Annotated in this window: 17 protein-coding genes; 13 read left to right on the top strand and 4 right to left on the bottom strand. The window is 72.8% G+C overall.

Annotated features, from left to right (window positions below):
* The 9 genes from OCT49_RS39895 to OCT49_RS30665 all read left to right on the top strand — a co-directional run bounded on the left by OCT49_RS39895 (position 1) and on the right by OCT49_RS30665 (position 7,124).
* Positions 1 to 111 (top strand): putative leader peptide, encoded by a 111-nt coding sequence (locus tag OCT49_RS39895; protein ID WP_349632810.1) that lies wholly within the window; start codon positions 1 to 3, stop codon positions 109 to 111.
* Between the two features lie 151 nt (positions 112 to 262).
* On the top strand, positions 263 to 1,288 hold the full coding sequence (locus OCT49_RS30630; RefSeq protein WP_283855048.1) for an ABC transporter substrate-binding protein: 1,026 nt from the start codon (positions 263 to 265) through the stop codon (positions 1,286 to 1,288).
* A gap of 13 nt (positions 1,289 to 1,301) precedes the next feature.
* Positions 1,302 to 2,315: an NrtA/SsuA/CpmA family ABC transporter substrate-binding protein gene (locus OCT49_RS30635; RefSeq protein WP_283855049.1), complete on the top strand. Its 1,014-nt coding sequence runs from the start codon at positions 1,302 to 1,304 to the stop codon at positions 2,313 to 2,315.
* Positions 2,312 to 3,142 (top strand): ABC transporter permease, encoded by an 831-nt coding sequence (locus OCT49_RS30640; protein ID WP_283855050.1) that lies wholly within the window; start codon positions 2,312 to 2,314, stop codon positions 3,140 to 3,142. Before OCT49_RS30635 ends, OCT49_RS30640 begins: the two co-directional genes overlap by 4 nt.
* Positions 3,139 to 3,918, top strand: coding sequence for an ABC transporter ATP-binding protein (locus OCT49_RS30645; protein WP_283855051.1), 780 nt, complete (start codon positions 3,139 to 3,141; stop codon positions 3,916 to 3,918). The genes OCT49_RS30640 and OCT49_RS30645 overlap by 4 nt, the downstream gene beginning before the upstream one ends.
* Positions 3,919 to 4,824, top strand: a complete 906-nt coding sequence (locus OCT49_RS30650) for an ABC transporter substrate-binding protein (RefSeq protein WP_283855052.1) — start codon at positions 3,919 to 3,921, stop codon at positions 4,822 to 4,824. It abuts the gene before it with no gap.
* Between the two features lie 4 nt (positions 4,825 to 4,828).
* Positions 4,829 to 5,902 (top strand): LLM class flavin-dependent oxidoreductase, encoded by a 1,074-nt coding sequence (locus tag OCT49_RS30655; RefSeq protein ID WP_283855053.1) that lies wholly within the window; start codon positions 4,829 to 4,831, stop codon positions 5,900 to 5,902.
* A gap of 333 nt (positions 5,903 to 6,235) precedes the next feature.
* Positions 6,236 to 6,490, top strand: coding sequence for a WhiB family transcriptional regulator (locus OCT49_RS30660; RefSeq protein WP_283855054.1), 255 nt, complete (start codon positions 6,236 to 6,238; stop codon positions 6,488 to 6,490).
* A gap of 133 nt (positions 6,491 to 6,623) precedes the next feature.
* Positions 6,624 to 7,124, top strand: a complete 501-nt coding sequence (locus tag OCT49_RS30665) for a tetratricopeptide repeat protein (protein ID WP_283855055.1) — start codon at positions 6,624 to 6,626, stop codon at positions 7,122 to 7,124.
* 57 nt (positions 7,125 to 7,181) lie between these two features.
* Here the strand turns inward: OCT49_RS30665 and OCT49_RS30670 are convergent, their stop codons facing one another.
* Together OCT49_RS30670 and ssgD are read right to left on the bottom strand one after the other, a co-directional pair.
* Entirely contained in the window at positions 7,182 to 8,156 is a 975-nt protein-coding gene (locus tag OCT49_RS30670) for an acyl-ACP desaturase (protein ID WP_283855056.1), read from the bottom strand.
* Between the two features lie 428 nt (positions 8,157 to 8,584).
* On the bottom strand, positions 8,585 to 9,001 hold the full coding sequence (gene ssgD / locus OCT49_RS30675) for a spore wall synthesis regulator SsgD (protein ID WP_283855057.1): 417 nt from the start codon (positions 8,999 to 9,001) through the stop codon (positions 8,585 to 8,587).
* Between the two features lie 185 nt (positions 9,002 to 9,186).
* Here ssgD and OCT49_RS30680 point away from each other — a divergent pair, with 185 nt between their 5' ends.
* Positions 9,187 to 10,296, top strand: coding sequence for a WD40/YVTN/BNR-like repeat-containing protein (locus tag OCT49_RS30680; protein WP_283855058.1), 1,110 nt, complete (start codon positions 9,187 to 9,189; stop codon positions 10,294 to 10,296).
* A gap of 56 nt (positions 10,297 to 10,352) precedes the next feature.
* Here the strand turns inward: OCT49_RS30680 and OCT49_RS30685 are convergent, their stop codons facing one another.
* Complete coding sequence (locus OCT49_RS30685) at positions 10,353 to 10,652, bottom strand: YciI family protein (protein WP_283855059.1); 300 nt, start codon at positions 10,650 to 10,652, stop codon at positions 10,353 to 10,355.
* 132 nt (positions 10,653 to 10,784) lie between these two features.
* Here OCT49_RS30685 and OCT49_RS30690 point away from each other — a divergent pair, with 132 nt between their 5' ends.
* Both OCT49_RS30690 and mmpA read left to right on the top strand, forming a co-directional pair.
* Positions 10,785 to 11,462 (top strand): endonuclease V, encoded by a 678-nt coding sequence (locus OCT49_RS30690; protein ID WP_283855060.1) that lies wholly within the window; start codon positions 10,785 to 10,787, stop codon positions 11,460 to 11,462.
* 68 nt (positions 11,463 to 11,530) lie between these two features.
* Complete coding sequence (gene mmpA, locus OCT49_RS30695; protein WP_187438959.1) at positions 11,531 to 11,674, top strand: morphogenic membrane protein MmpA; 144 nt, start codon at positions 11,531 to 11,533, stop codon at positions 11,672 to 11,674.
* A 34-nt stretch (positions 11,675 to 11,708) separates the two neighbouring features.
* On the opposite strand, the gene OCT49_RS30700 is transcribed toward mmpA, so the two are convergent.
* On the bottom strand, positions 11,709 to 12,815 hold the full coding sequence (locus OCT49_RS30700) for a peptidoglycan-binding protein (RefSeq protein ID WP_283855061.1): 1,107 nt from the start codon (positions 12,813 to 12,815) through the stop codon (positions 11,709 to 11,711).
* 256 nt (positions 12,816 to 13,071) lie between these two features.
* On the opposite strand from OCT49_RS30700, the gene OCT49_RS30705 reads away from it, so the two are divergent.
* On the top strand, positions 13,072 to 13,881 hold the full coding sequence (locus OCT49_RS30705; protein ID WP_283855062.1) for a glycoside hydrolase family 25 protein: 810 nt from the start codon (positions 13,072 to 13,074) through the stop codon (positions 13,879 to 13,881).
* Positions 13,882 to 13,914 lie beyond the last annotated feature (33 nt).

Here is a 13,914-nt window from a genome sequence, read left to right on the forward strand (position 1 = left end):
ATGGCCGGCCGCCGAACCGCGACCCCCGCCCACGCCGCTCCGTCCCTGCTCACCCTGACGCTGCGCCGCCACATCGATCTGGCACGGGTCTCCAGCGCCACCTGTCGCTGACCCCCTCGCGTTCCCCTTTTTTCCTTCGCGTTCTCCCCTTCCCCTCCGTCGCGCCACCGCGCGGCCGGGGCCCTCGGCCGTACCCAGTGCCCACATCCCGGCGTACGGGCCACCACTCATCCGCTTCGCCGACTTCCGGGAAGACACCCCCATGACGCATGCCGTCCTGCCCAGGACGCTCTGGTTCACCCGCTGCCCCGTCCCCACCGCCACCGGCATCGCCGCCGACCGGAACTGGCTCGCCGAGGAGTTCGCCCGCGACGGCATCGCGGTGCGCTCCCTCCAGGACGCCGCACCCGGCGCCGACCGGGCCGCCCACTTCACCCACGCCCTGCCGGGCCTCTTCCGCGAAGGCGGCAACGTCCCCGCCCTGTGGGCCCGTTCCCGCGGGGAACGGACCCGGCTGATCGGCCTCACCTGGATCGAGGAACGGCAGGCCGTGCTCGTCGCGCCCGGCTCCGGCATCCGGGGCACCGAGGCCCTGCGCGGGCTCCGGCTCGCCGTCCCGGCGCACGACATCGCGATCGACTTCTGGCGGGCCATGGCGCTGCGCGGCTTCGAGGGCGCGCTCGCCGCCGCCGGACTCGGGCCGGACGACGCCGAGTTCGTCGACGTCCCCGCCGCCGGGCACGAGGGCCAGTGGGCCGCCGAACTGGCGGCGCTGCGCCGCGGCGACGTCGACGCCGTGTACGTGAAGGGAGCACTGGCCGTCGAGGCCGCGCGGCGGGCGGGCGCGGAGGTGGCCGTCGAACTCGACGAACTGGCCGACCCCCGGTTCCGGATCAACAACGGAACCCCACGCCCCATCACCGTCCACCAGGAACTCCTCGACCACCGCCCCGACCTCGTCGACCGCTTCCTCGCCGTCCTGCTCAGGGCCGCCGACTGGGCCGCCGGACAGCCCGGTGAGGTCGCCCGCATCCTCGGCGCCGAGACCGGGGCGGGGGCCGACGGGGTCGCCGGCGCCTACCGGCCGGGCACCCACCGCACCCTCCACCCCGACCTCTCCCCGGCCCGCCTCGCCCTCCTCGCCGAACAGGAGGCCGGGCTGCGCGCCCACGGCTTCCTGCCCGAACCCGTCGACGTCACCGCCTGGGCCGACCCCGAACCGCTGCGCCGCGCCGCCGCCCTGCCCGCCACCCCGCCCGCACCCCGCCCGTCCGACCCCGAGCTGTGAGGACCCCCGCCCCATGAACATCCCCCGATCACCACGCAGGACCATCGCCCCCGCGCTCCTCACCGCCACCGCACTGCTCGCCCTCACCGCCTGCGGCACCTCCGAGGCCGACAGCGGCTCCGGCGCCGGGAAAACGGTCGAGATCCGCATCCCCGACCCCGGCAACTCCGGGGTGCTCGCCCTCGGCAAGAAGGACGGCAGCCTCGACGAGGCGCTCGCGAAGGTCGGCGCCGAGGTGCGCTGGACCGGCAGCGCCGGCCCCTTCGCCCCGGCCGCCCAGGCGATGAACGCCGGCCGGCTCGACATCGCCACCGGCTCCATCACCTCCGGCATCACCTCGCTCGCCCAGCGCCCCGGCTTCAAGTTCTTCACCGCGACCGACCCGGACGCGGCGGGCGAGGGCATCCTCGTCAAGAACGACTCCGGCATCACCTCGATCAAGGACCTGGTCGGCAAGAGGGTCGCCGTCAACCAGGGCGGCACCGGCGAGTACCTGCTGCTGAAGGCACTCGCGAAAGCCGGCATCCCCGCCGACCGGGTCGAGCGGGTCCATCTGCGGCCCGACCAGACGGCCGCCGTCTTCAACGCCGGCCAGGTCGACGCCTGGGCGGTGTGGGCGACGTACGCCGTGGCCGAGATCGGCAGCGGCAAGGCCCACTTCGTCGCCGACGGCGCCGCGATCGGCTCCGACAACTACAGCCTCAACGCGGTGCGCACCGAATTCGCCGAACAGCACCCCGAGATCGTCAAGGCGCTCTACCGCTACCTCCACGAGGCCGGCGCCGAGGAGAAGCGGGACCCGGCCGCGTACCTCAACGTCTTCACGGACGTCGGCCCGACCGCCGTCACCGGCAGGGCGAAGGAGGTCCAGACCCGCTTCACCCGCCAGGGCGGCACGGTCGGCCCCATCGGCCCCGAGGACATCGAACGCTTCGAGGCCGTCGCCGACTTCTACGCCGAGCAGAAGGTCACCGCGGAAAAGGTCGACGTCGCCGCCCACCTCCTCGACATCGAGAAGCTGAAATGAGCGAAACCGCCCCGCCCCCCGGCCTCGTCCGGCCGCAGCCCCGGCGGTACCGGGCCCGCGGCCGGGCCCACTCCGCGACCGTCCGGGCACTCGGCCCGATCGCCCTCCTCACCCTGTGGTGGGCGGCGTCCGCCACCGGACTGCTCACCCCCGACGTGCTCGCCTCGCCCGCCGAAGTACTGCGCGCGGTGGGCGAGTTGTGGGGCAACGGGCAACTGCCCGACGCACTCACCACCTCCCTCACCCGCTCCGGACTCGGCCTCCTCATCGGGCTCACGGCCGGACTGACCCTCGGCGTCACCACCGGATTCAGCCGCCTCGGGGACGAACTGCTCGACTCCTCCATCCAGACGCTGCGCACCATCCCGTTCCTCTCCCTGGTGCCCCTGTTCATGGTCTGGTTCGGCATCAACGAGACCGCGAAGATCCTCCTCATCGCCGTCGCCACCACCTTCCCCATGTACGTGTCGACGACCAGCGGGGTGCGCGCCACCGACCCCAAACTCATCGAGGCCATGCGCAGCTTCGGCATGGGCCGCCTCGCCCTCGTGCGCCAGGTCGTCCTGCCCGGCGCCCTGCCCTCCCTGCTCGCCGGACTGCGGCTCTCCATGACGCTCAGCGTCATCGCCCTGATCGCCGCCGAGGAGATCAACGCCACCGCGGGCATCGGCTATCTGATGTCCCAGGCGCAGAGCTACGCCCGCACCGACGTCCTCGCCGTCTGCATCCTCGTCTACGGACTGCTCGGACTCACCGCCGACGTCGTCGTACGGCTCCTGGAGCGCGTACTGATGCCCTGGCGCACCCCGCAGGGAGCCACCCGATGACCACCACCGAACCGACCCCGCGGACCGCGGTACGGGTACGGGGACTGCGCCGCGTCTTCGGCGACCGCGCCGTCCTCGACGACCTCCGACTCGACATCGCCCGGGGCGAGTTCGTCGCCCTGCTCGGCGCCAGCGGAAGCGGCAAGACGACCCTGCTGCGCATCCTGGGCGCGCTCGACGCGGCCGACGGGGGCGAGGTGTTCGTCCCCCGGGCCCGCACCGTCGTCTTCCAGGAACCCCGTCTCGTACCGTCGAAAAAGGTCCTCGCCAACGTGACCGTCGCCCTGCCGCGCGACAGGGCCGGGCACGGGCTGCGGGCCCTGGCCGAGGTCGGCCTGGAACGGCACGCCGACGCCTGGCCCGGCACTCTCTCCGGCGGCGAGGCGCAACGGGTCGCCCTCGCCCGCGCCCTGGTCCGCGAACCCGAACTGCTGCTCCTGGACGAGCCGTTCGCCGCGCTCGACGCCCTGACCCGGCTGCGGATGCAGGACCTGGTGGGGGAGCTGTGCCGCAAGCACCGGCCCGCCGTCCTCCTCGTCACCCACGACGTCGACGAGGCGATACGCCTCGCCGACCGGATCGCCGTCCTGCGCGAGGGCCGGCTCGTCACCGACGAACCGGTCGCCGTCGACCGGCCGCGCGACCCCGGCGACCCCGCCTTCGCGGCCCTGCGCCGCCGCCTCCTCGAAGACCTCGGGGTGGGGCCCGCCACGCCTTCCGGGACGACCCCGAACCCCGTCGAAGCCCCCGAACGTACCGAAGTCGGAGTGATCTGAATGACCATCACCATAGGTGTGCACAGCAGCAACCCGTCCCTCTACCACCTGTACCACCTCTCCCGCCTCGGCCTCGCCCGGGAGGAACTGGCCCCGCTCGGCGAGAGCGTCGTCTTCCACCCGTACACCGACGGCGTCCGCACCGGCGAACTCCTCGGCCGGGGCGTCATCGACTTCGGCGGCACCGGCTCCACCCCGCCCGTCACCGCCCAGGCGGCCGGACACGACATCGTCTACACCGCCGTCTCCGCCCCGCGCCCCGAACACGGCGCGCTCCTCGTCCCCCAGGACAGCCCCGCACGCACCGTCGCCGACCTCAGGGGCGGCACCGTCCACCTCGCGATCGGCTCCTGGCAGACCCACCTGATCGCCAAGGCGCTCGACGACGCCGGACTCTCCTACGCCGACGACATCACCGCCGTCCGCGGGGGCGACGACAGCGAGGAACTGCTGCGCACCGGAGCCATCGCCGCCTGGGTGGCCCAGGGCGACCGACTGGCCGCCGCCCGCCGCACCGGCGGACTGCGCACCCTGATCCGCACCGGCGACGTCATCACCGACCGCTCCGTCTTCTTCACCCGCCGCGACCTGGCCGAGAACCGCCCCGAGGTCGTCGAGGCGCTCACCCGGGCCCTGCAGCGCGCCGACGACTGGGCGGCGGCCCACCCCCGGCAGGCCGCCGAGATCGCCGCCGCCGACCTCGGCGGATCCGCCGACGACTGGGAGACCGCGCTGCGCGCCCTGCCGTGGAGGATCGAGCCCGTCACCGACGCCTTCATCGCCGAACAGCAGGAAGCGGCCGACATCTTCCACCGCATCGGCTTCATCGAACGCCCCGTCACCGTCGCCCATGCCCTGGCCGGCGCCGGAGCAGGTGCCGGTGCCGACGCGGACCGGGCGGCGTGACGACATGGCGACCGAAGTCCTCTGGTACGTCATCCCGCGCGAAGGCGCCTATCCCTGGGAACCCGAGGGGCGCCGCCCGGTCGACCTCGGCTACCTCGCCCAGCTCGCCGGCACGGTCGAACGCCTCGGCTACAGCGGCGCGCTGCTCGCCACCGACCTGTACGACGTCTGGCCGCTCGGCAGCGCGCTGGCCGCCTCCACCAGCACCGCGTTCAAGCCGTTGCTGGCCGTCCACCCCGGCCTGATCTCGCCCACCCTGCTCGCCAAGATGGCCCTCAGCTTCGACACCCTCTTCGGCGGCCGGCTGCGGTTCAACGTCGTCAACGGCTCGACGAAGGCCCTCCAGGAGTACGGGCTGCACGTGGAGCACGACGAGCGGTACGAACTGAGCGCCGAGTACTGGTCGATCGTGAAGCGGCTCACCGCCGGCGAGGTCTTCGACCACAAGGGCCGCTTCTACGACCTGAAGAACGCCGGTGCCTCCTTCGGGGACCTGAAACCGGTCCAGGAATCACACGTCCCGCTGTGGTTCGGCGGCTCGTCCGCCCCCGGCATCGAGATGGCGGCCGAGCACGTGGACGTCTTCCTGACCTGGGGCGAACCCCCGCACCTGCTCAAGGAGAAGCTGGAGCGGGTCAGGGCGCGGGCCGCCGCGTACGGCCGCACGCTCAGGATCGGGCTCCGCCTCCACCTCATCGTCCGGGACACGGAGGACGAGGCGTGGGCGGCGGCCGACCGGCTCCTCGACGTCACCAGCGACGCCACGTACGCCCGGCAGCTGGGCGGCCGGGCCGGGGAGGACGGCGTGGGCTGGCAGCGCCAGTTCCGCCAGCACGGCGGCAAGGTCCCGGCCCGGGCGCGGGAACTGGAGGCGCACCCCAACCTGTGGCCGGGCATGAGCCTGTTCCGGCCGGGCCCCGGCACGGCCGTCGTCGGCTCGACGGCACAGGTCGTCGAACGCCTCAAGGAGTTCGAGGACCTGGGCGTCGACACCTTCATCCTCTCCGGCAACCCGCTGCTGGAGGAGGCGTACCGGGTGGCGGAAACGGTGCTCCCCGCCCTGGGAGTGACGCGCTGACCGGTCGGGGGCGGGACACCGCAACGTGCCCCGCCCCCGACAGCCGGGCCAGGACATGCGTACCCCGCTTCCGGCAGCCGGCCCGGGACACACGTGCCCTTTCCGGGACTCCCGGCCGTTTTGCCGCCCCCGTGCTCGGAGTGGCGGGGTTGCGCGCACGGGGTGGCCCGGTGGCAGACTGACGCCCGGGGCGACGGAGCGGTGGGGAACACGGGCCGGTTCCGTACCGCCGGGGTGGTACCCGGACCTCGCGGAGTCGGCCGAAACACGTCGGCGCGCCGCATTGATGAAGCGTTGATCGGTTGTTTATCGCGACCGGGCACGGTGGATCCCATGCTGATCAACACCGCGGCCGACACCGCACTCGCCTGGCAGGAGACAGCGCTGTGCGCCCAGGCGGGGCCCGAGTTCTTCTTCCCCGCCCCCGGCAGCTCCACCCGCGAGGCCAAGCAGCTCTGCAACGCCTGCGAGGGGCGGCGGGAGTGCCTGGAGTACGCCCTCGCCAACGACGAACGGTTCGGTGTGTGGGGCGGGCTCTCCGAGAAGGAGCGGGAGCGGCTGCGCAGAACCGGTCGCGGCCGGGCCTGAGCCCGGGCCCATCGGCCGCCGCGCCCGTCCCGGGAACCCGGCCCGTCGGTTCCGGACCCGGACCGTCCACCCCGGGCCCGGACCGTTCCGGCCCCGCCCCGGACGGCCGCCGCCGGCCTGGCACGATGTCCGCATGACGGATCAGGACAGAAACGCCCTGCTCGCCGCAGCCGTACGGCTGCGCACCGAGGGGCACAAGGAAGAGGCCCGGCAGCAGTTGCTGTCCCTCTCCGCCGCCTTCCCGGCCGATGCCGAGGTGGCGTACCAGACCGCGTGGGCCCACGACACGCTCGGCCTCGAGGCCGAGGCGGTGCCGTTCTACGAACGCTCCCTGGAGGGCGACGGGCTGTCGGAGGAGGACCACCGGGGCGCGCTCCTCGGCCTCGGAAGCACCTACCGCGTGCTCGGCCGGTACGAGGAGTCGGTCGGGCTCCTGCGCGCCGGTCTCGAACGGTTCCCCGACGACGGGGCGTTGCGGACGTTCCTCGCCATGGCCCTCTTCAACACCGGCGAGCACCACGAAGCCATGCGACTGCTGCTGGAACTGCTCGCGACGAGCAGCGACGACCCGTACGTACGGCGGTACCGGGCGGCGATCGAGCACTACGCGCAGGACCTGCACGCCACGACGTGAGCCCGGACGGGCCCGCTCCCGCCGGGGGAGACGGGCCCGTGGCCGTTCGGGGAGGGGTCAGGCCATGGCGCGCGCGGCCATGCGCGCCTTGCGGGCCGCCAGCTTCTCGTCGAACTTCGCGGCCTCGGAGTCCAGACCGCCCATGTACAGGCCCAGTTCCTCCTGCGCCTTCAGGCCCTCGGGGCCGAGGCCGTCGATGTGGAGGACCTTCAGGTAGCGCAGCACGGGCTGGATCACGTCGTCGTGGTGGATGCGCATGTTGTAGATCTCGCCGATCGCCATCTGCGCGGCGGCCCGCTCGAAGCCGGGCATGCCGTGACCGGGCATCCGGAAGTTGACGACGACGTCGCGCACGGCCTGCATCGTCAGGTCGGGGGCCAGCTCGAAGGCCGCACCGAGCAGGTTGCGGTAGAAGACCATGTGCAGGTTCTCGTCGGTCGCGATGCGCGCCAGCATGCGGTCGCAGACCGGATCGCCCGACTGGTGGCCGGTGTTGCGGTGCGAGACGCGGGTGGCGAGCTCCTGGAAGGCGACGTACGCCACGGAGTGCAGCATCGAGTGGCGGTTGTCGGACTCGAACCCCTCCGCCATGTGCGCCATCCGGAACTGCTCCAGCTTGTCCGGGTCGACGGCGCGAGAGGTGAGCAGGTAGTCGCGCATCACGATGCCGTGCCTGCCCTCCTCGGCGGTCCAGCGGTGCACCCAGGTGCCCCAGGCGCCGTCACGGCCGAAGAGGGAGGCGATCTCGTGGTGGTAGCTGGGGAGGTTGTCCTCGGTCAGCAGGTTCACCACCAGCGCGATCTTGCCGATGTCGGTGACCTTGGACTGATCGGCCCGCCACGCCTCGCCGTCCTCGAAGACGCCCGGGAAGTTCCGCCCGTCGGAGAACGGCACGTACTCGTGGGGCATCCAGTCCTTGGCGACCTTGAGATGACGGTTGAGTTCCTTCTCCACCACCTCTTCCAGGGCGTACAGCAGTTGGGCGTCGGTCCACGCCTTCGGACTGCCGAGGTGGGGAGCGGTGATCGTCACGGGGGACTCCTGGGGACGGGAGAATTACCTACGGATACGTAGGTTACGAGACCGTAGGTTAAAGCGGAGGTAAGCCCGGATCCAAGTCGGCCTCCCAGAAAGCCGGTAACGCGCTGTCATGCATGCAGGTCCGTGAGGGGTGGCAGCTTCCTGAAGGCGTGCTCGATGGCCGATCCGGGGGCGCTCATGTCCTGATTTATCCGTCTGTGAAAACCGGCGGGGGAGGGGCGGAGACGGTGGTGAAGGCGAGATCGGGAACGAGGGCGCGGTCTGGAACGAGATCGAGGCCGGGGTTGAGGCCGAGGTCGTGGCCGGGAACAGGATCGAGGGCGACGGGAGAGGCCCCGATGGCCGGGGCGGCCGCCCCGGCCACCGGGGCCGTCGGAGTCAGGGGCGGGCGGGTGGCGCCGGCCCCGTGGGGCGCGGCGTCAGTGGGGCCCGCCGAGCAGGTCGGCCAGACCCCGGTCGAGATCCAGGAACCGGTGCTCGTCGCCGACCGGCACCGTCTCCTGCGCCCGGTCGAGGAAACGGCGCAGCTCGGCCGTGCGCACGTGCACCATCGCGATGCCCTCCTCGGCGTGGAACTCCAGGACCGTGCGCTCGTATCCGAACGGCCGGATGCGTACGTCCCCCACGCCGGCCGCCGCGTCGATGCCCGCGGCCAGCAGCTCGCGGGAGAACTCCCAGGAGACCTCGGTCCCCTCCAGGGTCGCCGGGGCGGGGAACGCCATGCGCACGGCGAACGGATCGCTCGGGTCGTACTGCAGGGTGGCGGGAAGGGTCTCCATCCGCGGCGCGGACGCGACCATGCGGGCCTGCACGGACTGCTCGATGACGGTGGACAAGACCTGCTCCCTTTCTCGGCCGGACGAACGGTTGCCGGTACTGATGAAGACGACGGAATCCTCCTGTCCGTGCACTGGGAGACGGCGTGAGTTGCATCACCGCGTACCGGCGCACCCGGTCGCCTGCCCACTTCGCGGCAGCTCACCCTGGACGGGCCGCGACGGGTGGGCTAGCTTCCAGCGCCATGAGTGTCATGGGGAAGAAGAGACGACTGATGTCATGGGGGCTCTGTGTGGCGGCGCTGGCCGCGACCCTGGCCACACCGGCGACCGCGGCAACGCCGCAGGAGCAGCACCGGCCGGGCGAACGGCCGACCTGGACGCTCACCGACACCGGCACGGACGCCCGGTTCCGCGGTCTCGCCGCCGTCAGCCGTCGCACCGCCTGGGTCGCGGGTTCCAAGGGCACGGTGCTGCGCACCGTGGACGGCGGCCGGCACTGGCGCGACGTGTCACCCGCGGGTGCGGCCGAGGAGGAGCTGGAGTTCCGCGACATCGAGGCGTTCGACGCCCGGCGCGCGGTGGCCCTGGCCATCGGCGAGGGGGAGGCGTCCAGGGTGTTCCGCACGGACGACGGGGGCGCGACCTGGACGGAGTCGTTCCGCAACACCGACGCCCGTGCCTTCTACGACTGCCTCACCTTCTTCGACAGCCGGAACGGGCTCGCGATGAGCGACCCGGTGGACGGGAAGTACCGCATCCTGTCCACCGCGGACGGCGGCCGGAGCTGGCGGGTCCTGCCCACCGAGGGCATGCCGGAGGCGCAGCCCGGTGAGGCCGGGTTCGCCGCCAGCGGCCAGTGCCTGGTCTCGTCGGGGCCCCGTGACGTCTGGCTCGCGACCGGGGGCGCCGCCACCGCGCGGGTGCTGCACTCCGCGGACCGCGGACTGACCTGGACCGCGTCCGTGTCGCCGATCCCGGCCGGTGACCCGGCGCGCGGCGTCTTCGGGCTGGCCTTCCGCGACCGCCACCACGGCATCGCGGTCGGCGGCGACTACCGGGCGGGCGAGGCGTCGCCGGACGCCGCGGCGGTGACGGGCGACGCCGGCCGTACCTGGCGCCGGTCCACGACCCCGCCGACCGCCTACCGTTCGGGCGTGGCCTGGCTGCCGCACAGCAGGTCGGCCGCGCTGGCGGTCGGCCCGACGGGCACCGACCTCACCCGGGACGGCGGCCGTACCTGGCGCACGGTCGACACGGGGTCGTACGACACCGTCGACTGCACCCCGGACGGCGGCTGCTGGGCCGCGGGCGAGAAGGGGCGCGTGGCCCACGCGGGGCGCCCCGGTCACTGATCCGTTGATCCGTGAAGGCGGGCGGCCGCTCGGCGCCGCCCGCCGGGCCGTGGTGCTCAGCCGGGCAACTGCTGGCGGTACGGGGCGAGTTCGTCCGAGGTCTTCGTCGCGATGAACTCGGTCACGCGGTACGCGCACACACCCTCGGTCACGAACGGGTCCGCCGAGGTGATCTCCTCGATCCGGGCGCGGTCGTCCCCGACGGCCAGGATCACCCCGCCGTCGCGGGGGTTCTTGCGGCCCGACGCGATGAACACCCCCGCCGCGTAGTGCGCCTCCAGCCAGGCCACATGGTCCTGGAGCAGCGCGTCGACGCGTTCGACGGGGGCGGTGTAGGTCAGTTCGAGTACAAACATGATCGTCAGGCTCCGGGACGGGGCAGCCCGCCCCGTCCCCGCCGACGGACCGGCCGGCCCGCGAGCGCCTGCACCGGGCCCCGCTCACCGATCCGGCCCGGCCCGAACGAAAGACCTAAACTCGACCGCATCATGACGACTTTCCCGATGCCCGCCGACGAGGCCGGGGCACGAGCCATCCAGGAGACCCTGCGCGCCCGGCTGGTGCTCGACGAACCAGGACCGCCGCCCGGCACGGGCCGGGTCACCGGGGTCGACGTGGCCTACGACGACGAACGCGACGTCGTCGTCGCGGCGGCGGTCGTTCTCGACGGGGCGACGTTCGACGTGCTCGCCGAGACCACCGCCGTCGGCCGGGTCACCTTCCCGTACGTCCCCGGGCTCCTCGCCTTCCGGGAGATACCGACCGTGCTCACCGCGCTCGAAGCCCTGCCGGTCGACCCCGGGCTCGTGATCTGCGACGGATACGGCCTGGCGCACCCGCGCCGCTTCGGCCTCGCCAGCCACCTCGGGGTGCTCACCGGACTCCCGGTCATCGGCGTCGCCAAGAACCCGTTCACCTTCTCGTACGAGCAGCCGGGGCCCCGCCGCGGCGACTGGTCGCCGTTGCTCGACGGGGAGGAGGAGGTGGGCCGGGCCCTGCGCACCCGGGCCGGTGTCAAACCCGTCTTCGTCTCCGTCGGGCACCGCACCGGCCTCGACAACGCGTGCGCCCACACCCTGTGGCTGGCCCGGGACTTCCGTCAGCCGGAAACCACCCGCAGGGCCGACGCCCTGTGCCGGAAGGCCCTGCGGGAAGCGACGGCCTGAGTACCGCGGTACCGGCTGAGTACGGGTACGGATGAGGTCTGTCAGTCCCGACCGGCAGACTGGTACGCATGAACGAACATCGAACACCCATGGGCCCCGGGACCGTCTACCTCGCTCAACGCCGGGTCGCGGTGGGGATGACGCTCGGCATCGTCGCGGGAGTGGTCTGGGCCGTCTCGATGGTCTGCACGCTGGTGTCCTGGATGCTCTGACCCCCCGGGGCGACCGCTGCCCCCTCCCGCCCGGTCACTTGTGCTGGTCCGGGCCCTGGGCGTTGAGCAGCGCGCGCCAGGTGTCCTCGTCCCCGACTCCCGTCACCGGCAGGTTCCGGGACGCCTGGAACTCCTTCAACGAGCGCATGGTCGACGGGGTGTAGGCACCGGTGCTGTCGGTCGGCACCCCGGCCTGGTGCAGCAGGTACTGCACCGCCGTGATGGCCTCCGGTTCCTTCGTGCCCGAGTCGATCGCCACGATCAGCAATGGCCAGGTGTCCTTCCCGACCTTGCCGTCCGGGGTCAGTCCGTGCGCGGACTGGAACTTCTTCACGGCCTCCGCGGTGGCGGGACCGTAGTCGGCGTCGACCTTCACGTCGTGACCGTGCGCCCGCAGCAGCAACTGCACCGTACGGGCCTTCCAGAGCACGTTGCCCTTGCGGGCCAGGGGCCAGGCCGTGCCCTCCGACGGACGGTCCGTCACCTCCGCCGTCGTCTTGGCGTCGTTCCGGCCCGGGGCCGGCGCCGCCCACCACGCCAGCCCGCCGAACACCAGCAGGAGCAGCGCCGAGACGGCCAGGGTCGGGAATGCCACGGGGAAGCGGTCCCACCGCCGGGCCCCGGGACCGGGGGCGTCGACCGGCCCCACGGCGGCGGGCGCTCCGGCCCCCGCCCCGGCTCCGGCCGTGTCCGTCCCGGCCGTCGCGGACCCGGGGGCCTCCCCCGTACCGGAACCGGCGGGCGTCACGGCCTCCTTCGCGCCGACCGCCGCGGACCCGGCGCTCCTCGCCGCACCGCTCTTTGCCGACGGACCGGGCGGTTGCGCGACCGCGGTGCGTCGGCGGCCCGGCGCGGCCCCGGCCGCCGCCTCCGCCAGGGCGCACGCCCGGGCCAGGTCGTCGGCCGGGGCCCGCAGCACCGTGTGCAGCTGCTCGACGATCCTGCGCGGCGCGTTGGAGGAGTGAGAAGGATTCAGATAGCGCGACAGGGTGGTCTGGTCGATCCCCAGCCGCTTGGCGAGGGACTGCTGGGTGGGTTTCTCGCGGCCGTCGCGCGCCGACGACTCCCACCAGGTCCTCAGTAACTCCGCGAGAGCTCGCCCCGGATGCGGCCCGTGGCCCGCCGCCGTCTTGTCCGTCATCGTGCCTTCCCGACTCTCCGTGTGCATAGCCGCAGGTCAACGCCGTGCATCGGGAGCGTGCATAGGCGCATCGACCCGCGGGACGCAGATCGTAGTGAAAGCGCCGTCGCGTGCTGCACAGTTGAGGAGCGGCCGGCCCGGGAGCCCCGCGAACCCCACCCCGTTCCCACCCCTTCGAAGGGGTGCTCCTGCCTGCGCGTTCGCGGCGGACGGGGACGCCGTGGCCCTTTCGCCCGAGAAACAAGGAGATCTGCATATGCATCCGACATCACCCGTACGAGTGCGTGTCGCTCTGACCGGCACGGTCGTGGGAGCGGCCCTGGTCGCGCTGGGCGTGATCGCTCCCGCGGTCGAGGCCGCGCCGCCCTCGTCGTACGGGGTCACCGGCGTGGACACCAGCCACTACAACCACGAGCGGAAGGGGACGGGGGACACCCCGATCGACTGGGAGCGGGTGGCCGCCTCCAACAGTTTCGCCTTCCTCAAGGCCACCCAAGGGGTCTCCGGCAAGGACGGCTGGTTCGCCCGGGACTACGCCGCCGCCTCCAGGACCTCGCTGCTGCGCGCCCCGTACCACTTCTTCCACCCCCGGAGCACGACCGACGGCGCGGCCCAGGCCCGGCACTTCGTCTCGACCGTCCGCGCCGCCGGTTACCGGGGCGGCCGGGCGGGCGAACTGCCGCCGGTGCTCGACGTGGAGAAGCTGCCCGCCAAGGGCGGTGGGGAGATCTGCCCGAAGGCGCTGCGCGCCGCGCAGGTGCGGGCCTTCCTGAACGAGGTGAAGAAGGAGCTCGGGGTCACCCCGATCGTCTACACCCGGGCGTCCTTCGTGAAGGAGTGCATGGGCGGCAAGGGCGAGGTGTTCGCCGGGCACCCGCTGTGGCTCGCCCGGTACGGCAGCGGATCGGACGAACCGCACCAGGTGCCCGGCGCCGGACGGTCCTGGACCTTCTGGCAGCACACCCAGGACGGAGCCGTGCCGGGCATCGACGGGCCGGTCGACCGCGACGTCTTCCGCGGCAGCCCGGCGGAGCTGCGGGCGATGGCCGAGGGCGGTACCCCGTGACCGGCCCACGACTTCCCAGTCCTGCGCTCCCGC

This window comes from Streptomyces sp. ML-6 (genome assembly GCF_030116705.1).
Lineage (GTDB): Bacteria > Actinomycetota > Actinomycetes > Streptomycetales > Streptomycetaceae > Streptomyces.